The sequence below is a fragment of the Brevibacillus ruminantium genome, from assembly GCF_023746555.1.
In the GTDB taxonomy this organism is placed as follows: Bacteria; Bacillota; Bacilli; order Brevibacillales; family Brevibacillaceae; genus Brevibacillus; species Brevibacillus ruminantium.
Window position 1 is genome coordinate 3,170,471 of sequence record NZ_CP098755.1, and the last position, 20,112, is coordinate 3,190,582.

The 20,112-nt window shown below is 51.4% G+C and carries 18 protein-coding genes; 2 read left to right on the forward strand and 16 right to left on the reverse strand.

Annotation, left to right across the window (positions count from 1 at the left end):
* Positions 1 to 35: 35 nt before the first annotated feature.
* From NDK47_RS15655 to NDK47_RS15690, 8 genes are all read right to left on the reverse strand, one after another.
* Entirely contained in the window at positions 36 to 1,688 is a 1,653-nt protein-coding gene (locus NDK47_RS15655) for an acyl-CoA mutase large subunit family protein (RefSeq protein ID WP_251870691.1), read from the reverse strand.
* A gap of 382 nt (positions 1,689 to 2,070) precedes the next feature.
* Positions 2,071 to 4,230 (reverse strand): copper amine oxidase N-terminal domain-containing protein, encoded by a 2,160-nt coding sequence (locus NDK47_RS15660; RefSeq protein ID WP_251870692.1) that lies wholly within the window; start codon positions 4,228 to 4,230, stop codon positions 2,071 to 2,073.
* Between the two features lie 293 nt (positions 4,231 to 4,523).
* Positions 4,524 to 5,903: a dihydrolipoamide acetyltransferase family protein gene (locus NDK47_RS15665; RefSeq protein WP_251870693.1), complete on the reverse strand. Its 1,380-nt coding sequence runs from the start codon at positions 5,901 to 5,903 to the stop codon at positions 4,524 to 4,526.
* A 21-nt stretch (positions 5,904 to 5,924) separates the two neighbouring features.
* Positions 5,925 to 6,908 (reverse strand): alpha-ketoacid dehydrogenase subunit beta, encoded by a 984-nt coding sequence (locus tag NDK47_RS15670; RefSeq protein ID WP_251870694.1) that lies wholly within the window; start codon positions 6,906 to 6,908, stop codon positions 5,925 to 5,927.
* A gap of 12 nt (positions 6,909 to 6,920) precedes the next feature.
* Positions 6,921 to 7,913, reverse strand: a complete 993-nt coding sequence (locus tag NDK47_RS15675; RefSeq protein ID WP_251870695.1) for a thiamine pyrophosphate-dependent dehydrogenase E1 component subunit alpha — start codon at positions 7,911 to 7,913, stop codon at positions 6,921 to 6,923.
* 26 nt (positions 7,914 to 7,939) lie between these two features.
* Positions 7,940 to 9,361 carry a dihydrolipoyl dehydrogenase gene (gene lpdA / locus NDK47_RS15680; RefSeq protein WP_251870696.1) on the reverse strand — a complete coding sequence of 474 codons (1,422 nt, stop codon included), beginning with the start codon at positions 9,359 to 9,361 and terminating at the stop codon, positions 7,940 to 7,942.
* Positions 9,362 to 9,583: 222 nt separating this feature from the next.
* Positions 9,584 to 10,675 carry a Glu/Leu/Phe/Val dehydrogenase dimerization domain-containing protein gene (locus NDK47_RS15685; protein ID WP_251870697.1) on the reverse strand — a complete coding sequence of 364 codons (1,092 nt, stop codon included), beginning with the start codon at positions 10,673 to 10,675 and terminating at the stop codon, positions 9,584 to 9,586.
* A gap of 256 nt (positions 10,676 to 10,931) precedes the next feature.
* Entirely contained in the window at positions 10,932 to 12,995 is a 2,064-nt protein-coding gene (locus NDK47_RS15690) for a sigma 54-interacting transcriptional regulator (protein WP_251870698.1), read from the reverse strand.
* A 122-nt stretch (positions 12,996 to 13,117) separates the two neighbouring features.
* On the opposite strand from NDK47_RS15690, the gene NDK47_RS15695 reads away from it, so the two are divergent.
* Positions 13,118 to 13,396, forward strand: a complete 279-nt coding sequence (locus NDK47_RS15695) for a DUF2627 domain-containing protein (RefSeq protein WP_407653447.1) — start codon at positions 13,118 to 13,120, stop codon at positions 13,394 to 13,396.
* Between the two features lie 58 nt (positions 13,397 to 13,454).
* Here NDK47_RS15695 and NDK47_RS15700 read toward each other — a convergent pair whose 3' ends face one another.
* The 8 genes from NDK47_RS15700 to NDK47_RS15735 all read right to left on the reverse strand — a co-directional run bounded on the left by NDK47_RS15700 (position 13,455) and on the right by NDK47_RS15735 (position 19,110).
* Positions 13,455 to 14,330 carry a UDP-N-acetylmuramyl pentapeptide phosphotransferase gene (locus tag NDK47_RS15700; protein WP_251870700.1) on the reverse strand — a complete coding sequence of 292 codons (876 nt, stop codon included), beginning with the start codon at positions 14,328 to 14,330 and terminating at the stop codon, positions 13,455 to 13,457.
* The gene (locus NDK47_RS15705) at positions 14,315 to 15,004 is read right to left on the reverse strand and encodes a glycosyltransferase family 2 protein (RefSeq protein ID WP_251870701.1); all 690 of its coding nucleotides are present in this window, start codon (positions 15,002 to 15,004) and stop codon (positions 14,315 to 14,317) included. The genes NDK47_RS15700 and NDK47_RS15705 overlap by 16 nt, the downstream gene beginning before the upstream one ends.
* The gene (locus tag NDK47_RS15710) at positions 14,991 to 15,548 is read right to left on the reverse strand and encodes a copper transporter (RefSeq protein ID WP_251870702.1); all 558 of its coding nucleotides are present in this window, start codon (positions 15,546 to 15,548) and stop codon (positions 14,991 to 14,993) included. Before NDK47_RS15710 ends, NDK47_RS15705 begins: the two co-directional genes overlap by 14 nt.
* 10 nt (positions 15,549 to 15,558) lie before the next feature.
* The gene (steA, locus tag NDK47_RS15715) at positions 15,559 to 16,719 is read right to left on the reverse strand and encodes a putative cytokinetic ring protein SteA (protein WP_251870703.1); all 1,161 of its coding nucleotides are present in this window, start codon (positions 16,717 to 16,719) and stop codon (positions 15,559 to 15,561) included.
* A 119-nt stretch (positions 16,720 to 16,838) separates the two neighbouring features.
* A complete protein-coding gene (locus NDK47_RS15720; RefSeq protein ID WP_251870704.1) occupies positions 16,839 to 17,015 on the reverse strand; it encodes a DUF2759 family protein in 177 nt (58 codons plus the stop codon).
* 125 nt (positions 17,016 to 17,140) lie between these two features.
* A complete protein-coding gene (locus tag NDK47_RS15725) occupies positions 17,141 to 17,917 on the reverse strand; it encodes a methyltransferase domain-containing protein (protein WP_251870705.1) in 777 nt (258 codons plus the stop codon).
* A complete protein-coding gene (locus NDK47_RS15730) occupies positions 17,907 to 18,284 on the reverse strand; it encodes a VOC family protein (protein WP_251870706.1) in 378 nt (125 codons plus the stop codon). Before NDK47_RS15730 ends, NDK47_RS15725 begins: the two co-directional genes overlap by 11 nt.
* Positions 18,285 to 18,315: 31 nt before the next feature.
* A complete protein-coding gene (locus NDK47_RS15735) occupies positions 18,316 to 19,110 on the reverse strand; it encodes a class I SAM-dependent methyltransferase (RefSeq protein WP_251870707.1) in 795 nt (264 codons plus the stop codon).
* A gap of 121 nt (positions 19,111 to 19,231) precedes the next feature.
* Between NDK47_RS15735 and NDK47_RS15740 the strand changes: the two genes are divergently transcribed.
* Complete coding sequence (locus NDK47_RS15740) at positions 19,232 to 20,098, forward strand: LysR family transcriptional regulator (protein ID WP_251870708.1); 867 nt, start codon at positions 19,232 to 19,234, stop codon at positions 20,096 to 20,098.
* Positions 20,099 to 20,112 lie beyond the last annotated feature (14 nt).

Below are 20,112 nucleotides of genomic sequence, written 5' to 3' on the forward strand. Positions count from 1 at the left end.
CTCCTCCTTGTCACTTGAACCTTCAACGATTTGGATTAAACAGCCCGGTATTCACCGAAGATGTCACGCAGAACCCCGCAGATTTCTCCGATGGTCGCATAACTGCGTACACAGTCCAAAATGTACGGCATCAGATTTTCTGCTCCTTCTGCAGCAGTTCGCAACTGAGCGAGCGTTTGGTCGACTAGCTCATTATCCCGCTTCGCCCGCAAGGCATCCAGACGTTCTTTCTGTTTTCGCCCCAGTGAAGGGTCTACGCGCAATAGCTCGGGCTGAGGCTCATGCTCCAGCTGGAAGCAGTTCATGCCAACCACTTTTTCCTCACCGGATTCAATATTCCTTTGCGTATCGTAGGCTTGCTTGTGGATTTCACGCTGCATGTAGCCTGCTTCCACCGCTGCTACCGCTCCGCCCATTTGTTCGATTTTTTGCAGGTATTCCAGCGCTTTTGCCTCTACCTGGTCGGTCAGATATTCGACGAAATACGAACCTGCCAGCGGGTCCACAGTATCCGTAACACCGCTTTCAAAAGCGATGATCTGCTGAGTTCGAAGAGCGATGCGAGCCGATTCTTCTGTGGGCAGTGCCAGTGCCTCATCGCGTGAGTTGGTATGCAGACTTTGCGTGCCTCCCAGCACTGCTGCCAATGCCTGCAAGGTTACCCGGACGATATTGTTGTCAGGCTGCTGAGCCGTCAGGGTGGAGCCGCCTGTCTGGGTATGCACACGGAACTGCCAAGACTTCGGATTTTTCGCACCGTATTTTTCTTTCATCAAACGCGCCCACATCCGGCGAGCGGCACGGAACTTCGCAATCTCTTCAAAAAAGTGATTATGACCGTTAAAGAAGAAGGACAATTGCGGTGCAAACTGGTCGATGTCCAGACCTGCCTTGAGAGCTGCTTCCACATAAGCGATTCCATCCGCGATGGTAAAAGCCACCTCTTGCACAGCAGTCGAGCCCGCTTCACGGATATGGTAACCGCTGATGGAAATCGTGTTCCACTTTGGCACATTTTCTGCACAGTAAGCAAAGATGTCCGTAATCAGGCGCATGGATGGCTTAGGTGGAAAAATATACGTCCCCCGCGCAATATATTCTTTCAAAATATCGTTTTGTATGGTACCAGACAGCTTCTCGGCCGTAACGCCTTGTTTCTCACCAACGGCGATATACATGGCAAGCAGCACTGAAGCCGGGGCATTGATGGTCATCGAGGTACTTACCTTGTCAAGCGGGATGCCCTCGAGCAGGACTTCCATATCCTCCAGTGAATCAATGGCTACCCCTACTTTGCCCACTTCTCCCGAAGCCATCGGATCGTCTGAATCATATCCGATTTGGGTAGGCAGATCAAATGCAACACTCAGTCCAGTTTGTCCCTGTTCGAGCAGATAACGAAAGCGTTTATTCGTCTCTTCGGCTGAGCCAAAACCGGCGTATTGCCTCATCGTCCACAGTCTTCCGCGATACATATTGGGCTGTACTCCCCGCGTATACGGATATTGCCCCGGAAACCCGACATTTTGCACATACGCTTCATCGATCTGTTCAGGCGTATACAGCGGATCAATCGGGATATCAGACGAGGTGGCAAACTGCTGTTTTCTTTCGGGCGACTTGGCCAGTCGTTCGTTCAGCTCCTGTTGCCACTTTCGATACAGTTCGGTACAATCATTAGTAGTCAACTGCGGACACCTCGTTTTCGATGGTAGTAACGAAGAGGAGAGCCTACTCTCCCTTTTCATAATTCTAGCACAGCGAGTTACATAAAAACGCGACAATTTCCACTTTTCGAGCGGGAAATTTTTAATTGCGCGAATTTGGGAGGTTATCCATGCGTAAACAATCTACCTTTGCCAAAATTTTAATCGGAATTTTGATTGTCTCACTAATCCTTCCGATGTTCTTCTATTTCCAATCATAATTTCCGCATCAAATCTTACGACATGGCACACATTCGCTACTCTTGCTTTCATTCTCATGAGCCAAGCAAGGAGACGGCAAAAAACCCTTCCCGGCAGGAAGGGTTTTTTCTTGTGAGCAAGCTTCGGTTGCCCGAGAACCTCTTTAGTTGTAAACGTATACGCTGGAAGTGGCTGCATCCCAGCCCACTTTGTAGCCCAAATTGTCGGTAACGAAGCGCACCGGAATCATCGGCATTCCATTTTTCAGTGCAACAGGTGCTGGCAGCGTAAATTCTTGATTTCCAGCTGTTGCTTTGTTCGACCCGACAGTGAGGCGAATCACTTTGCTACCACTGGAAATGGTTACGGCATTGTTGTTCCAGAACGTAGTCAGCGCCATGGCTTCTTTGAAGAATTGAGCCGGTACCATGGTGGTATTGCCATTTGCCAGATAAGGTGCTTCCTGCAATGGATACGATTTGCCATTCAGCTGGAATGTGTTCGTATTAATTTTGAACAAAGCCGCGTTCGCTGGAACGTTTACGGATGGCTGCGGCTGTGGTGTTGGAGTTGTTGGCTGCGGTTGCGCTGGCTGTGGTACGCCCACCCCTACGACGCGGTTAAACAGCAAGCCTTTTTCCTCCGAGCTGAACACGCTGATGCTGTACGTATTTTTTGCAGCCGGGTTGACGATGTTAGCTGCCGCACTGATTGCGATGTTGGCGCCAGATCCGGCAGGAATGTCTTGTGCAGGGTAGACCAGCACATTTTGGCCGCGAACGGCTACGAAGCTGGAAGCCACACCGTTAACAGAAACGGTACCTGGTGCGATGTATGCCGGCACTTTGTAGCCAACTGGGAAAACAACCTCGACGAAGTCGCGCTGTTTCGCAAGCGCTGCTCCAAATGCCTTAACAGAGATGTTCACACCTGTCTGTTGTCCAACTGCCGTGTTTGTCAGACCAACGGTAGCCGTGTTGTTGTTGGCTGGCACAGTTGTTCCTGTATTTGGCGCGGTCGGAGTTGTCGGTGTAGTGATCGAAGAGCCCGCACCATCGATTCTGAATGATTTGGATGTTGCTGTCTTTCCATCCACCGTAACTTTGATTGTGTAATCACCAGCGGCCTTTGGATTGGTAATCCAGGCACTCTGCGCAATATTGATGCGAACCTGTTTGCTTGGCGAGAAGTTGTACGGTGTCGTCAGGGACAGCTTGTTTCCGGAGAAGCCTACCTTCCGCGCAGCTTTGCCGTTAATCGTGAAGTCTTGCGGATCCAAAAAGCCCGGGATCATGTCGGAGGATGGCAATTCAATCAACACTGTGCTGTCATCCTTCAGTTCTGTTTTACCAAAGTCAGCTTCAAAGCTGTAGCTGGAGCGTGCTCCAGGGGCGTTGTCGGAAAGCGTAACCGTAAAATCAGTGCCTGTCGAGGTTGTGGAGCTGGAAGAACCTGATTTTTTGATGCTGAACGATTCAGATTCGTAGGTGTCACGATCCCATTCAACTTTAATTGTGTAGGAATTGCCTGCGGACGGGTTCGTAATCCCTGCGCTCTTGTAGAATTTCAGCGTCAGTTCCTTGTCGCTCTTTGCCTTGGAAGGCACTTTGATTTCAACTTTTTTACCCGAAACCGACACAGAATCAGGGCTGTATTTGTTGATGTCGATATCGTTTTTGGAGATCTTCGAAGGCAGCATGTCAGAGCTTGGGAAGGTAACAGTGATCCAATCCCCTTCTGTCAGCTTTTCTTTGAGTTTGATCGGTCCAATTACGTATTGGGTTTCTTTCTTTTCGGTATTGTCGTCGATCTCTACATCGTAATCATCGTAGCTGCTTTTTTTGTTGCTTCCGCTTTTGCTGCTTCCGCCATCGGTGATTTTGACGGAACCTGACTTGGATTTTTCGGAAGTCGTTTCGATGTCAATGTCATATGTACCCTTGGAGCGCGGGTTGGTAATTCCTCTTCGGATGTCAAAGGACACATTATCGTCCTCGTCAATGGATTCGCCAACTTTAATCGTAATCTTTTTGCCGCTCACACTGACGCTTTTTACTTTAAAGTCTGCATCGATATCGCTTTTATCGATATTGCGATCAACAGTGAAATCTTTGGGAAAGGTTACAGTAATTTCGTCTCCGGAATCCAGGTCTTTGTCCAGGGTGAATTCGATCGTATATTCACTGTCTGCTTCTGTTTCGTCATCATCTGCTTTAATTTTGATTTTGCTGATTGCACTAGCCGGATGTGGAGCTACGACAAACGGCGTTGCTGCCAGAGCAGTCGCCAGCATAATTGGAAGTACTTTTTTGCTCTTCTCCATGTTCTTCCTCCCGTATTTCTCTCGTAATCGTTCAAATTTTTTTGGAAACGCTATAAGTTTACCATATCTACGAAAATGAGGGAATCTTTCCGAAATAAATTGGTAGAACTCGCGGCATTCAATAAGTATGACGACAAATGATGGGAAAAGGTTACAAAGGTTTAGCAAAGAATTTTTTTAAAAAAATCAAGACGAGCTGAATACTAGCCCGTCTTGTTTTTTGACTTGTTGTATTTCGTTTTGTCTCATTTTGTCTCATTTTGTCTTGTTTTGTCTTGTATTGTCCAGTCTGCTTAATACAATTTCGTGTCCGGTCCGATCGCTTCCAGCTTTTGTTTCACGCTATGCAGGAAACGGCCGCAGACAAGCCCATCGAGGATGCGATGATCCAGTGAAAGGCAGAGATTTACCATGGAACGGATGGCGATCATGTCATCAATCACGACTGGGCGCTTGACGATGGACTCGACGCTTAGAATCGCAGCTTGCGGAGAATTGATGATCGGCATCGACAAGACGGAACCAAATGATCCCGTATTGTTGACCGTAAACGTTCCGCCGGTCATGTCATCCATCGTGAGCTTTCCTGCCCGTGTCTTGGACGCCAGCTCTTCGATGGATTTCGCGATGCCGAGGATGGATTTTTGATCGGCCTGTTTGATCACAGGAACAAAAAGGGCATCCTCTGTAGCAACCGCGATGGAGATATTGATATCTTTTTTGACAATGATCTTGTCACCGGCCCAGGTGGAGTTGATGATCGGGTATTCCTTCAACGCTTCGACGACAGCTTTGATAAAGAAGGGCAGGAACGTGAGGCTGACACCTTCTTTTCGCTTGAACTCGTCTTTCACCTGATTGCGGAAAGCAACCAGCTTGGTTACATCTACCTCTACCATGGTCCAGGCATGAGGGGCTTCCTGCTTGCTCTGCACCAAACGGCTGGCAATGGTTCGGCGAATCGGCGTCACCGGAATTACCTGATCGCCTGTCGCCATCGGAATATCATATGTCGGTTGGGCCTTGATTGCGGTTGGCTCTGCTTGGCTCAGATGATCGGCACGCGCACTGGCTGCTGATTGAACCGCTTCTGCAGGGGTAACCGCAGCGGCTGTAATCGAAGCTTCCGGTACGGATGCAACTGGCTGCTGTCCGCCCGCATCGATGATCGCCTGAACATCCTTGCGCGTCACACGGCCTTCCATCCCTGTCCCTTGGACGCGCGAAAGGTCGATGCCATGCTCTTGTGCAAGTCTCATAACCGCTGGCGAATACCGCTGTTTTTGGCCCGCTGGCTTTTGCTGCGCTTCGGTTACCGCTCCGGCTGTCGCTGCAGCGGATGGTGTCGGAGCTGTGATGGGGGCCGCAGACTGCTCGGCAGCGGCTGGAGCTTCAGCAGGAGTGCTCGGCTCAGACTCAGCAACCGCACTGCCACCCTGTTCTTCGATGTATAAGATCAAGGCTCCGACAGCAACTGTCTCACCCTCAGGAACCACAATCTCTGTTACGCGTCCGGCTACTGTGGACGGGACTTCCGCATTTACTTTATCCGTCGAGACCTCGGCAAGCGGATCGTATTTGCTGACCATGTCTCCCACATTCACCAGCCATCTGGTGATGGTGCCTTCTGTCACACTTTCTCCGAGTTGGGGCATTAGGACTTTTGTCGCCATGTTCGATGGTCCTCCTTGGTATTAAAAGTGGGCCAGATCCCGCATTGCTTCCAGCACTTTGTCCGGATTGAGCATAAAGAATTTTTCCATCGGCGGGCTGTATGGCATCGCGGGAACATCAGGACCGCAAAGACGTCTGATTGGCGCATCCAGATCAAACAGGCAATGCTCGGCAATTATTGCGGCCACTTCGCCTCCGACGCCGCCCTCTTTATTGTCCTCATGTACAATCAGCACTTTGCCCGTTTTGGAGGCAGCTTCGACAATCGCATCCTTGTCAAGCGGATACAGGGTGCGAAGATCCAGTACGTGCGCACTGATCCCTTCCTGTGCCAGCTTTTCAGCCGCCTGCAGCGCAAAGTGAAGGGTAAGTCCGTAGGAGATCACGGTGATGTCCGTTCCTTCACGCTTTACGTCAGCTTTGCCGATCGGAAGTACGTAATCATCCTCAGGCACCTCGCCTTTAATCAGGCGGTAGCAGCGTTTGTGCTCAAAAAAGAGCACGGGGTCATTATCCCGGATTGCTGCCTTCAGCAGTCCTTTGGCATCATACGGAGTGGAAGGAGCAACCACCTTCAGTCCGGGCACATTGGTAAACATCGCCTCGACTGATTGAGAATGGTACAGGGCTCCATGGACGCCGCCGCCAAATGGGGCACGGATAGTCAGCGGACATGTCCAGTCTCCGTTGGAACGATAACGCATTTTTGCAGCTTCACTGACGATCTGGTTTACAGCCGGCATGATAAAGTCAGCAAACTGTATTTCCGCGATGGGACGCATCCCGTAAGCGGCCGCACCGATGCCGACACCGACAATTGCAGATTCAGCAAGCGGCGTGTCGATGACCCGCTCTTCGCCGAACTCTTCAATCAAGCCGAGCGTTGCCCGGAAGACACCGCCTCGCACACCGACGTCCTCCCCCAATACGAACACATTGGGATCGCGGCGCATTTCCTCACGCATCGCCATGGTGATTGCATCAATATACGAAATGACTGCCATGTGGATTCCCCCTTATTCCCCGTATACGTGGGTCAGCGTAGATTCAGGTGTCGGATAAGGCGCTTGTTCTGCATAGTCAGTCGCCTCATCAACTTCGCTCTGGACGCGGGACAACAGTTCCTGTTCCTTGGCGTCATCCAGGAGCCCCACTTCTTTTAGATAGTTGCTAAATAACAGAATTGGGTCCTTCTTCTTCGCTTCTTCCACTTCTTCGCGAGTCCGATAGGTCCGGTCGTCGTCATCACTGGAATGGGGAACCAGTCGGTACATTACAGCCTCGATCAGCGTAGGTCCCTGACCGGTACGGGCCCGTTCGACTGCTTCCTTCATCACGCGGTAAACCTCGATCGGATCGTTGCCATCCACGCTGACGCCAGGAAAGCCGTAGCCGATTGCTCGATCTGCCACACTTTCACAGCCGAGCTGCTTCTTCAGGGGCACGGAAATCGCATATTTGTTATTTTCACAGAAAAAGATTACTGGCAATTTATGCACACCGGCAAAGTTGGCTCCTTCGTGAAAATCTCCTTGATTGCTGGAGCCTTCGCCGAAGGAAGCGTAGACGACGTGATCTTTGTTCTGCATTTTTCCCGCAAGTGCAATCCCGACTGCATGGGGCACCTGAGTCGTAACAGGGCTGGAGCCCGTCAGGATATTCCACTTTTTACCACCGAAATGACCTGGCATTTGTCGTCCGCCGCTGTTCGGATCTTCTGCTTTGGCAAAAGCAGAGAGCATGCAATCGCGGGCAGTCTGGCCAAAAACCAGCACCAGTCCAAGATCGCGATAATAGGGACATAGATAATCCTTCCCTACCTGCAAGGCGTAGGCAGCGCCTACCTGTGCAGCCTCCTGTCCTTGGCAGGAAATGACGAACGGCACTTTACCCGCTCGGTTTAAAAGCCATTGGCGCTCGTCGATTTTCCGAGCCAGGAGCATGTAATAATACATCTTGAGCACCTGTTTGTCAGTCAAGCCAACCTCTTCATGCCGTTTGCTAGTCATTTTCGGATACCCTCCTTGTCATCTTCCTAGCTGTGAATCGCTTTGCCGTCTACGGCCAGAGCTGCCTCCATGAAAGCCTCCGACAACGTCGGATGAGGATGAATCGTATGGCCGATTTCCCACGGGGTAGCGTCCAGCACTCGTGCCAAGCCAGCTTCAGAGATCATGTCGGTCACATGTGGACCAATCATGTGTACGCCAAGCAGATCATTGGTTTTCGCATCTGCCACTATTTTCACAAAGCCGTCATTCTCACCATGAACCAGCGCTTTCCCCAGCGGCTTGAAGCTGAATTTGCCTACTTTCACTTCATAGCCCTGGCTTCTGGCTTCGGCTTCTGTCCACCCGACACTGGCGATTTCCGGTCGGCCATATATGCAGGTGGGCACCTTGGTGTAGTCAAGCGGTTCAACTGGCAGTCCTGCCATATGCTCTACCGCAAGAATACCTTCATGAGAAGCGACATGAGCCAGTTGGAGTCCGCCAATTACGTCGCCGATGGCGTAAATATGGGATTCAGCCGTTTGGAAATGTTCATTGACGCGAATAAAGCCCTTTTCCACCTGAATTTCCGTAGCTTCCAGACCGATATTCTCCACGTTGGCCTGTCTGCCTACAGAGACGAGCAATTTTTCCGCCTCGAAGGTCTGGACTCCGTTTGCCGTTTCAGCCTGGATGGTGACTCGATCCTCAGCCGTTTGCAGTGTTTCGGACAATACCTTTGCTCCCGTCACAATCGTGATCTTCCGCTTTTTCAGCAAACGGGTCATCTCTTTGCTGATGTCCTCATCCTCTGTCGTCAATATTCTGTCAGCGTACTCGACGACTGTGACTTCCACTCCAAAATCGCTCAGCATGGACGCCCACTCGATGCCAATGACACCGCCGCCGACAATCACAACTGAAGCGGGAAGCTGTTCCCACTGCAGAGCCTCGTCACTAGACACCACGTATTTTCCGTCGATGGTGAGACCCGGAAGCGTCCGTGGCCTGGAGCCTGTCGCCAGCATCAGAAAACGAGGCACCAGCATTTCCTGTTCTCCGTCGGGTTTCTCGACCCGCACGGCTCCTGCCTGGGGTGAAAAAATGGAGGGACCCATCACGCGGCCAAAGCCTTCGATTATCGTAATGTTTCCTTTTTTCATCAAATACTGGATGCCTTTATGCAGTTGATCGACGATCCCTTCTTTGCGCGACTGCACTTTGGAGAAATCCAGTCCGATGTTCTCGGCCATAACGCCGTATTTGTCGCCCTCTTTCAGCGTGGCAAATACCTCTGCACTGCGCAGCAGCGCCTTGGAAGGGATACAACCTCGGTGCAAACAAGTACCGCCCATTTTTCCCTTTTCAACGACTGCTACCTTCATGCCCAGTTGTGAGGCTCGGATGGCAGCTACGTAGCCACCGGTTCCCCCACCCAAGATGACGAGATCATATTCCTGCGACATTGTTTTTCCCCCTCTGCTGGCCTGGTGGCAAACTCCACATTCGAACGTCGTGTTGGCATGCAGCGCCCCGCCCGACGATTCTTCTTAAATCCGGCTGACAGTTGCTGCAATGCTGTACCCTTACATTTTTCTATGTATGTACCAATTGGTCTGTTTCAGGGGACAAACCGATCTGACTGGGCCGTTTGCCCCCGCAACAGATGCTTCTATTACGTGATTACATTACCGTTGCAAAATCGATTTGCCGTTTTGCAAAAAGGAGCTTCTCGATTTGGCCAGGCTGGCAATCCGCTCTTCTGCCATACGGTCAGCAGCCTTGTAGGACGGCATGCCATCGCGCTCAGCGATTTCAAATACTTTCAGGATGCTGTCGTAGATGGTCTCTACCTTTTTTAACGCGCGCTCGCGGTTGTAGCCTTGTAGTTCATCCGCCACATTGATGACGCCGCCAGCGTTGATGATGTAATCAGGGGCGTAAACGATGCCCATCTCGTGAATCTTGTCGCCATGTCTTTCTTCTTTCAACTGATTATTGGCTGCCCCTGCAATTACTTTCGCTTTGAACAGCGGAATCGTGTCGTCGTTGACAATGGCACCGAGTGCGCACGGAGAAAAGATATCGCAATCCACACCAAAGATTTCATCGACACCCACTGCTTTTGCTCCGAAATCATTGACTGCCCGATTTACATTTTCTTCATTAATATCTGTCACGATCAAATGGGCGCCTTCTTCATGGAGATGGCGGCAGAGGTTGTAGGCCACATTGCCAACACCTTGAACCGCTACCACGCGGCCGGAGAGGTCATCACTGCCGAAAGCTTGTTTCGCAGCCGCTTTCATCCCCCGATAAACACCGTAAGCAGTCACTGGAGAAGGATTGCCGCTGGAACCAAACGCCGGAGATACGCCAGTCACATAGTCGGTCTCCAGATGAATCATGTCCATGTCCGCAACGGTCGTCCCTACATCCTCTGCAGTGATGTAACGGCCATTGAGGCCTTGGATATAACGGCCAAATGCGCGGAACAGCTCTTCGCTCTTGTCTTTGCGCGGGTCTCCGATAATCACGGCTTTCCCGCCACCGATGTTCAAACCGGCACCGGCGTTTTTATAGGTCATTCCGCGGGCAAGACGGAGCACGTCCACGATTGCTTCTTCCTCTGTTTTGTAAGGCCACATGCGCGTTCCGCCGAGGGCAGGACCCAAGGTCGTGTCATGTATGCAGATAATCGCTTTCAGTCCAGAATTCTCATCCTGGCAAAAAACAAGCTGTTCGTAGTCGTATTTTTGCATGTAGTCAAAGATGTTCATGAAGAAACCTCCCTAATAAGTTCATTTGCGTTTATCAATGTTGTTTGGTCTGAGGCTCCCCAAATGGAGATTTTCCCAGCAGTCATTCATACATGCAATTCGCATGCCAAACCGCCTGAAGAATGTAAGCGCTTCATTTTTCTGCACTCTCCATCTTTTCCTCTCACTTTATTCTGCATTCTTTTGCATATATGAGCAATCATTTGCATGCAAAAAATTGCACTTATCTGCTGGAGGGATCATTTTTATCATCCGGTTATTCTTCGGCAATCCCGTATTTGTCCAGTTTGTAGTATAAATTGCGGATCGAGATTCCCAAACGTTTGGCCGCCACTGTGCGATTTCCTTTAACAGAAGCCAACTCCCGCAGGATATGTGCGCGCTCTGCTTCATCCATCGCTTCTTTCAGTGTTTTCCCTGCACTTTCTGCCCGAGGAGATGCTACCTGATGGTCGGTTTGTCTGCTCCTTCTTTCCAGCGGCGGCAAATCCTCCGGCTGTATCACGCGTTCCGACAGTTTTTTCAGGATCATTGCCCGTCCCAATACATTCTCCAGCTCTCGCACATTTCCGGGCCATTGATAGGCATAGAGAAGCTGCAGCGTTCCCTCGGCAATATCCTCTACATTTCTACCGTATTCCTGATTGTATTTGCGCACCAGATGCATGGCCAACGGGTGAATATCCTCCAGCCGCTGACGCAGCGGCGGGATGTAGATGGGGACGACATGGAGCCGGTAGTACAAGTCTTCACGAAAACGGCCCGCCTGGATCGCGGACTCCAGATTGACATGGGTAGCGGCGATTACGCGTACATCAATCTCAATCGCTTTCGTCCCGCCGACACGGACCACTTCACGCTCCTGCAGTACACGCAAAAGCTTCACCTGCATGCTCATGGAGAGCTCGCCGATCTCATCGAGAAAAATAGTGCCGCCGCTCGCTTCTTCAAACAACCCCCGTTTGCCGCCTCGCTTCGCCCCTGTAAAGGCGCCTTCCTCGTAGCCGAACAGCTCGCTCTCCAGCAGATTTTCGGAAATGGCTGCGCAGTTTACACGTACGAATTGTTTGTATTTGCGGCTGCTGGCATTGTGGATGGCGTGGGCAAACAGCTCTTTCCCGGTTCCCGACTCTCCCCGCAGCAGCACTGTAGCAGGTGTCAGCGCTGCTTTTTGGGCTTGTTCAAGGGCCGCACGCATCGGATCGCTGAACCCGATGATATCCTCAAAAGTATACTTGGCTTCCAGTGTGCGGATAATACGATGAGCCTTTTCCAGCTCTTCTGTCAAATGTTTGATCTCCGAAACGTCGTGGATGACACCGACACTGCCCTTCAACTCGCCATCCACCATGACAGGTGCCACATTCACAACGACGTCCTTTCGTTTCGAGCCGAGCTTCATATGTACGCCGCGAACCGGCTTTTTGGTCTTCAGGACCTGCATATGCATGCTTTCCCCTTCGGATATGTCGACTGTAGCCGGTTTGCCGATCACATCATGCCTGGTCAGACCGGTGATGCGCGTATAGGCAGGGTTGATCAGCAGACCATTTCCTTTGGCGTCCACCACCGAGATGGCTTCATCCGAAGAGTCGATAATCGCCTGCAGCATACTTTTCAGTTCCTTCAAATCGGTTACTTCTTCTGCCAGCGCCATAATATCGGTGATATCCCGAAAAATGGCCACGGCCCCCGCCACTTCTCCCCGCTCGTCTCGAACCGGGACACGGTTCGTAATGATTCGCGTTTGGTTGGGCAGCACTTGCTCCTGATTCAGCTCAGGTTGTCCTGTCTCTAATACAATATGTAAGCGTGTATTGGGTATTCGCTCCGCGACTGCCGTCCCCAGCACTTCGTCTGCCTGGATGCCCATCAACCGTTCCGCAGCCTTGTTGAAAAGGGTGATAGTTCCCTGCCGGTTGACAGCGATAATGGCATCGTGAGTGGAATTAAGCATTGTCTCACGTTCACGCTGATTCTGTGTCAAAGCGGCGATTAAATCATCGCGCTCGCCAATCAGCTTCATGATGATTGCCGTGAACGTTCCTGGAATCAAAACTGTTTTTTCCTGTTTGAGGCACAGTATTTCCTCGTAAGCTGCCGAATCTCCGGTGGCCTCCAGTATCACGTCAATATCGCTTGACAGATATGGGCGAAAATCCGTTCCCACTTCAATTCCCAGGGAACGCGCCAACTTTAGGCCAGGTGCATCTGCACGCTCGTCCACGACTGCAACGATTTTCATACGCTCCATATGGCTTAGCATTTTCAGAAGCGTAGTTCCTCCCTGGCCCGCTCCGACGATGAGCAGCTTGTGCATGCCGACTTCCCTCTTTCCTCAGATCAAACTGTTACCATTGTACCCCAAGCCGGCCCTCATGCACAGGCAGATGTTCCATTGGACAAGGAGCAATCCATCTATTATGATGGGTAGGTAGCATGATGGAAAGGGGAGAAACACCCTTGATCGGGCAGAAACTGGTTGCGCTGATGATCATGGTCATACCGGCGTTGGTTGCCATGTTCGGAATTAAATTGATTCGTGACGCCTTTTTCTATTCCATCGGGCCTGACGCTCCATTTCTCTGGGGAAAGCTTATCTCGGGCGTGTTGCTGTTTGTCATACCGGTTCTATTTATCGCCGGTTTTATCCTGCATCACGACCGCAAAAGAAACCGTGTCCAGCCCCGCTTTATGAAACAGGAGCCTGAAGAGGAATAGAAATCGCATCGTGAAAAAAGACGGCATTGTCAGAAAATCGGGAGGCATTCCCGGTTTTTTATTTTGTCTCCATCGGCCTTCCCCATTCGTCCAGCCGATTCAACCAACCGACTTGGGCGATCAACCGGGTGAAGGAAACATATTCGGACAGCAGATGAAGACCGAGCCATAAAGCCAGCACCGCTAGTTGAGCGAAAAACGGAAGGGTGACGGTAAGCACAAACCCGGCGATAAATCCAAGGTAGTTGGCTCCTGTGTCTCCCAGCATCAGACGGGCATGGGCATCATGCGGAAACAAAAGCAAGGTGGACGTCAAAACAGGCAAGACCCAGATCCACAATTGTGTTGATTCCGCATACAGAAGCAGGCTGCAGGCTGCCCCTGCCATGACCAGCCAAAATACTTTGATGGCCCGTGCCGGCCTGACGTCAAACAGGTTTAACAGATTGGAGGATAGAGCCAAAACACCAGCACCCACCCATACATCCATGATACCCGTATGCAACTGGCTGCTGACGACGAGTGCCGTCCCTGCACCTCCCGCCGCTTTCCACACTCCGCTGGTCAAACGCCCCTCCCGCAAGAGAACACCAAAATGTCCGCGAAACCCTTTTGGGATTTTATCTGTTGATCGATCATCCAGCCAGCCGCAGCAGGCCATCGCCAGGGAACCTGCCAAAAGCAACAAGCCCTGCTTCAGCGTCGTTCCATCTACGGATTGAAAAGATCCAACGCATAATAAAAGAAGCTGGACCGCAGCCGCATAGCTGATGAGAAATACGCCGCCCGCAGTGACTACCTTCTCTCCCCTGTAATTGGTCCTGACAATGGAGGCATTATGCAGTTTTTCCCATAATGGTTGAAAATAGAACCGATGAAACAGAAAAGGCCCTGCTACGCTCAGGACCCATGCACCGGTTAGGCTCGTCTCCATGGCGATCCCTCCCACCATTTTCTTCCCAACGCTTTGCCAATCGCGACCATCTCTTTGCCCCGATGCCGAAAACCGGCAAAATCATTTCCCGTTTGGCGATGGGTAAAGGAAACGGGAACCTCCATCATTCGGTAACCTGCACGCAGGGCCGTAATCGTCAGCCCAACCTCGATGCCAAATCCCGGCTCCAGCTGGCCGATTCCTTCCAAAACCTGCCGCTTCAGCGCTCTTTGTCCGGACAAAGGAGCCTTTGGGGAATAGCCGGTTAGCGCCCTTATACCCTGTCTGGCCAAACCTTTTGCCAAACCAAGGCCCACTTTTCGCTGAAGGGGAGGCAGCACAGCAACGGCCATGTCACACTCATCAGCGAGTACAGGGGCAAGCAGCTCACCTGCTTGTGCTGCACTTTCCCGCAGGTCGCCATCCAAAAATAAGAGAACATCCCCACTGGAGGCTTGCCAGCCTGTTTGCAGCGCCCTGCCCTTTCCCTGATTCACCGGGTGCCGCATCACGCGATCCGCGAGCCGGGCAGCAAGACTGCCAGTCGCATCCTGACTTCCATCGTCCACTACTATAATTTCCTCGACCGCGAGCTGCTCACGGATTGCTGTGAGCGTCGGGACGATCCACTCCGCCTCATTATAGGCCGGGATGATGACACTAACTTTTTTCACGCTCCGCTTTCAACTCCGTCATCAGATTTTGCAGTTGTTCCAGCAGCGCCCATTGCTGAGCGATCGTTTCAGGTATTTGATCCACGAAGAGCCAACGACTATTCTCCGGCAGATTATGTAACCACTCCGGCTGTGTCACCGCCAATACGAGAAGCGGTCCGTCCAACGGAGTGATACCGCTTCCATACGGTACGACTACGGCTCCTGTCTGCTTTAGCAAACGCTTCAGAGGGGCGATGGAAACATCAGCAGAATGCCAGAGATAAAGCTTGTTGCCTTCCATCGAACCAGTATAACGGGCGGCCATCAGATGTGCAGCCTCCGCTTTGTTTTTTTCGATTTCGCTTTGCAGGCGGTTCATTTGTTGTTTCAGCTCGCTGTTGCTCTTTAATGCCTGCTGATATCTGCTTTCCATTTTGCTCAGGACTTCTTTTTCGCTCACAGAAAACCAGGGCTGTCCGGCCATTCCTCCGAGCAGTATGCCAATCCCGAGGCTGAGGAAAACCGCAGCCAGCGAGATGAGATGATGACGAAAAGGAATCATGACACCCCTCCTAAAATGCCCAGCTGCTCCACTGCATCCACCATAGCTGCATGGTGTGGCGCGCAACAGGATGAATCGTCAAAGCAGCCATGACCGGGACGAGCGTAGCTGCGACGAGCAAGCCTGTCCCATTCCATGTCCAGCGTGGTTGATACAACAGGCTCGCCCCCTTTGCATCAATTAACCGAGAGCCGATCTTGGTGCGCACGAGAAGGGTGCTGGCCATTCCTTTTCTGCCCTTTTCCAGAAAATCGATCATCGTGGAATGGGTGCCGATGGTTACGATCAGCTTGGCGTTTTCCTCGTATGCGAGCAGCATGGCGATATCCTCACTCGTACCGGGCGCGGGCAGCAGATGATAGCTGAGACCCAGCTGTTCCACACGCTCTTCTCCTGGCGCACTTCCGTCTGAATAGGCATGAACTACGATTTCGGCACCCGATCGGAGACCCTCATCGGAGATACTGTCCATATCGCCGATGATCAAGTCGGGGCAATATCCATTCTCCAGCAGTGCATCTGCTCCTCCATCCACGGCGACCAGGACAGGATTATAATCACGTATGTAAGTAGCAAGCATGCGTAAATCCTCGCGATAATGTCTCCCCCGGACGACCACCACGACATGGCGATCCTCCATCTGAGTGCGCAGCTTGGGCCGTTTCATCGGACGCAGGAACCACTCTTTCTCAGCGCGGGCATAGCTGAGTGTATTGTCAATAAATGTGGATAGAACTTCATCCAGACGTTCACTTGCTTCCTGCCAGCGCCGCTCCAGCTCTTGTTCACTCACTTTGCTCAGCCTGGCCTTCCGCTTCCAACCATCTTCCGTCTGAATCCACAGCTCGTTTTTTCTGACCATGCCTAGTGCTCCATCCACTTCGTCAATCATCTGTGGTGTCTGATCCTGTACTTCATAGAGGGGAATACCCGCTTCCAAAAGACGTTTGGCGCCTTCTGCGGGGTAGGTTCCAGTCAAAAAAGGGGAAAGGTTACACACAGCTCTTACATTGGCCTGCAAGAGTGACAGCGCCGCCATCTCATCCAGATCGGCATGATCGACGACCGCCACTTCAAATGGCTGAATGCGCGAACAGAGATGTTTTGTTTTTCGGTCTGCTGCAATTTTTGCCATGTGTGAAACACTGCCTAGCCAAACCTTTTTTCCCACCTGGTCCACCTCCATTTCTAGTATGCTAAAAATTACCGGATGACATGCAAGAGGTGGCGGGAAAACGAAAAAGAGACCGTACGCTCACGCACAGTCTCTTTGCCTATGTACCGACAATATTAAATACCTTTGGTTGCGTAGTAGATGATCAAGCCGTCTGCGAAGAGAAACACGGCCAGAGACACCAGACCAAAGCCAATCGCGAATTTGTTTTTCGCACGGTAAGAGCGAAGCAGGCCCATCGCGATAAAGAATGTGAATACGAACATCAAAAAATCGAACAGATTAACTTTCATTGAAGTACACAACTCCTTTGGAAAAAAATGAAGCGAACACAAGATAGCACCTTCATTATATAGAATACCCCAAAGGGATACAAGTCGAATCAGGATTTGTGACAGACGATTTCACAAATCTGCCATTATCCCTTCACACCCACCCACACGGTCCACCGATCCTGTTCGTGTATCGGCTCACGACCTTCTATCTTTTGATGGATGTAGTTGATTAGCTGCCGTAGCTCTTGATCGGTTAACTCATGAAGTAGAGAGCGGCCCGTACGATTGCCAAGATCGCGTTCCAGCTCGACCCATCTCTGATAGGTCCTGCGTACTTCCCACAGTTGGTGCGAGGTGACTTGGGTAAATCCCGACTGACGCATCTCTTTTCGCACCTGCTCATCCGCCGGACGTCTGTTTTGCTCAAACGCTAGCAGCTTCGGGAATGCTTCAAAGAAAAATCCGCGCAGATGATCTGCGGAGCCTGGAACTGTGACATCGGCCAATGTCCGGTTTTGAATGATGCAGACGCCTCCGGGAGCCAGCAGCCGATAGGCCTCATGAAAAAAATCCTGACTGTTTTTTACATGGTGAAGCAATGCCCGTGAAAAGACGATATCGGCACTCTCATCTGGCAAAGCGGTTTGACAAGCATCACTGCAGTGATAGCTGATTTCTGGGAATTCCTTTGTTTTCTCTCTCGCCGCTTCCAGGATAGTTTCAGAAAAATCGACTCCGACGACGTGGCCTGCTCCCAGCTCCGCCCATCCTTCTGTGTAAATCCCTCCTCCGCACCCCAGATCGATCACGCGCAAGCCAGCAGGATCAACCCAGCGTCCCATCGCTTCCCGCCATCCGCTGTCCGCCCTGCGGGAACTGTAGGTATCACGATTCTTCGGGGCATGAAAATCAATGCTCATCACCTGGCACCTCCATAAACTCCAGGCGGTTGCCAAAAGGGTCATCTGCAAAGAAGCGGATCACGCCCGGGATCTCCTCCCCCCCTTTTACGGTTACACCTGCTTGTAGCAATCGTGCACGCAATGCTTCGATCTGTTTTACCAGGAAAGCAGGATGGGCCTTTTTCGCAGGGGCAAAGGGCTCCTCCACTCCGATGTGAACCGTTTGCGAGCCGCATTGAAACCAGACTCCCCCTCGTTTTCTCAATGCTTCCGGCTTAGGGACTTCGGTCATACCCAAAAGTCCGCTGAAGAATTGACGGGCCTCCTCTTCACAACCAACCGGTGCTGCCAACTGTACGTGATCCAATCCAATCCATGTATGCATCTTTCAACTCTCCTTACGTTTGCTTCGTTTGCTATCTTTTTTTACAGAGAACCATCCACTCATCAATTTCATGTTCTTGCACACGTCCATCTGCGATACTGACACCCATATAGGAACGAATATGATCATCTGCTTGTAGCAGCATTTGTTCGACAGCTTCTTGCTGTTCCTGCGACTGGGCTGTTCGTTTCACCCACGGCAAAAATTGGAAACGTTTCTTGCGCAGTCTTTCCTGCTGAACCTCCAGAGCTTCCCGCTCCATCAGCACTTTCCACTCACCGGGGGAGAGACAGCGTACGTGACTTGGGTCCCGCAGGGCTTCAAACTGATTGATGAAATCTCCAATGGACGCAAATTCCCCTGACTCGTCAGGAACGACATTGTCAATCAGTACGAACTGGCCATTCGGGCGCAGCACCCGTGATATCTCACGGATGAAGGCTGCGGGGTTGGGAAAGTGGTGGGCGGCGATCCGGCAGCAGACGACATCAAACGTCTCGCTCAGAAAAGGCAGCTTTTCGGCATCGGCCTGGACGTGCAGGATATTCTCCAGCTTTTCTTCCAGATGCGCTTCTCTGGCCGCTTCCAGCATCAATACGGTCAGATCCGTCGCGACGACTTGTCGGCAGTGCGGTGCAAGTGTTTTGGCAACATGCCCCCCGCCTGTGGCGACATCCAAGACGCGCCAATCTGCCTGCGGCTTCAGCCATTCAACCAGCAGCGGCAAATCTTCTCCCTTCGCATGGGTTACACTGGTCACATAAGCTTTTGCATGCTTGCCAAACTGTTCCTGCACCTGTTTTTTGATTTCTTCCTCCCGATTCATGGAAAACCACCTCCTGTCTCCATCATATCCCTTTTTTCCCTTTTTTGTTATAGTATATTGATAACTACCTATTCATGAATTCGATAACCACTGTTCCACTTCAGGAGAGGAGAATACCAAGATGGACCTGCAAAGCATGGAAATTTTTTTGACGATTGCCCGGCATGGTTCCTTGAATCGAGCCGCAACCGCTTTGTTTCTGGCTCAGTCAACGGTAACCCACCGACTCAAGCAGCTGGAGCGTCAGGTTGGCACCTCGCTCTTTATTCGTACTTCAACGGGTGTTAGTCTGACTGCTGAGGGAAGGAGGCTTCTCCCTGTCGCGGCATCCATCGTCGAGCAGCTTCGCTCCTTTTCATCGCAGCGGGATGAGCGCCAAGCCCTGACGATCGTCGCGGGAAAAGCCTTCATCGCGTACGAACTGCCCCGTCTGCTTGGCGAATACCGCAAACAGCATCCGTATTTTACCTGTTATGTACGCTCTACGCTCTACGAAGAATCGATCTCTTCCCTTTTGACAGGAACGGCGGACATCGCGTTTCTCGGGCATGAAGTATACCATCCCCATATCCATCAGGAATTTTTACCGAGCGACCGAATTATGCTCGTGACGTCACCTGATCATCCCTGGACTGCGGCCTTTCCCGGTTTTCGCAAGTGGGGAAGCGAGCCGGTTATCGCTTTTGGCAATCACACCGCTCCCTATCGTCAGCGCGTCGATCACTTTCTCGCCCAGCGGGGTGTTTTTCCGAATGTCATCATGGAGTTGGACAGCTTTAGTGCTGTCATCAAAATGGTCGAGCAGCGGCTGGGCGTTACCATGCTTCCGGAGAGAACGGTGCGTGAAGAAGTTCTGACGGGCAGATTAGCTGCCCTGGATATCGCCCAGGGAGAATTTACTCGTCCGACCCTGATCGCCTATTTGCATGGAAAAAAAGAGGACGAGGCTTTCATGCCATTCGTCCACTGGATGAAACAATATTATTAGCTTTTATGTAAGAT

Bases quoted from the DNA above. Each gene is read 5' to 3' on its own strand.
- NDK47_RS15735 (WP_251870707.1), bottom strand. From the start codon at position 19,110: ATGAATCGGGAGGAAGAAATCAAAAAACAGGTGCAGGAACAGTTTGGC.
- NDK47_RS15675 (WP_251870695.1), bottom strand. From the start codon at position 7,913: ATGACTAGCAAACGGCATGAAGAGGTTGGCTTGACTGACAAACAGGTG.
- NDK47_RS15710 (WP_251870702.1), bottom strand. From the start codon at position 15,548: ATGATTCCTTTTCGTCATCATCTCATCTCGCTGGCTGCGGTTTTCCTC.
- NDK47_RS15720 (WP_251870704.1), bottom strand. From the start codon at position 17,015: ATGAAAGTTAATCTGTTCGATTTTTTGATGTTCGTATTCACATTCTTT.
- NDK47_RS15690 (WP_251870698.1), bottom strand. From the start codon at position 12,995: ATGCACAAGCTGCTCATCGTCGGAGCGGGCCAGGGAGGAACTACGCTT.
- NDK47_RS15670 (WP_251870694.1), bottom strand. From the start codon at position 6,908: ATGGCAGTCATTTCGTATATTGATGCAATCACCATGGCGATGCGTGAG.
- NDK47_RS15740 (WP_251870708.1), top strand. From the start codon at position 19,232: ATGGACCTGCAAAGCATGGAAATTTTTTTGACGATTGCCCGGCATGGT.
- NDK47_RS15660 (WP_251870692.1), bottom strand. From the start codon at position 4,230: ATGGAGAAGAGCAAAAAAGTACTTCCAATTATGCTGGCGACTGCTCTG.
- NDK47_RS15700 (WP_251870700.1), bottom strand. From the start codon at position 14,330: ATGGAGACGAGCCTAACCGGTGCATGGGTCCTGAGCGTAGCAGGGCCT.
- lpdA (WP_251870696.1), bottom strand. From the start codon at position 9,361: ATGTCGCAGGAATATGATCTCGTCATCTTGGGTGGGGGAACCGGTGGC.
- NDK47_RS15685 (WP_251870697.1), bottom strand. From the start codon at position 10,675: ATGAACATCTTTGACTACATGCAAAAATACGACTACGAACAGCTTGTT.
- NDK47_RS15730 (WP_251870706.1), bottom strand. From the start codon at position 18,284: ATGCATACATGGATTGGATTGGATCACGTACAGTTGGCAGCACCGGTT.
- NDK47_RS15665 (WP_251870693.1), bottom strand. From the start codon at position 5,903: ATGGCGACAAAAGTCCTAATGCCCCAACTCGGAGAAAGTGTGACAGAA.
- NDK47_RS15695 (WP_407653447.1), top strand. From the start codon at position 13,118: ATGGAAAGGGGAGAAACACCCTTGATCGGGCAGAAACTGGTTGCGCTG.
- NDK47_RS15725 (WP_251870705.1), bottom strand. From the start codon at position 17,917: ATGAGCATTGATTTTCATGCCCCGAAGAATCGTGATACCTACAGTTCC.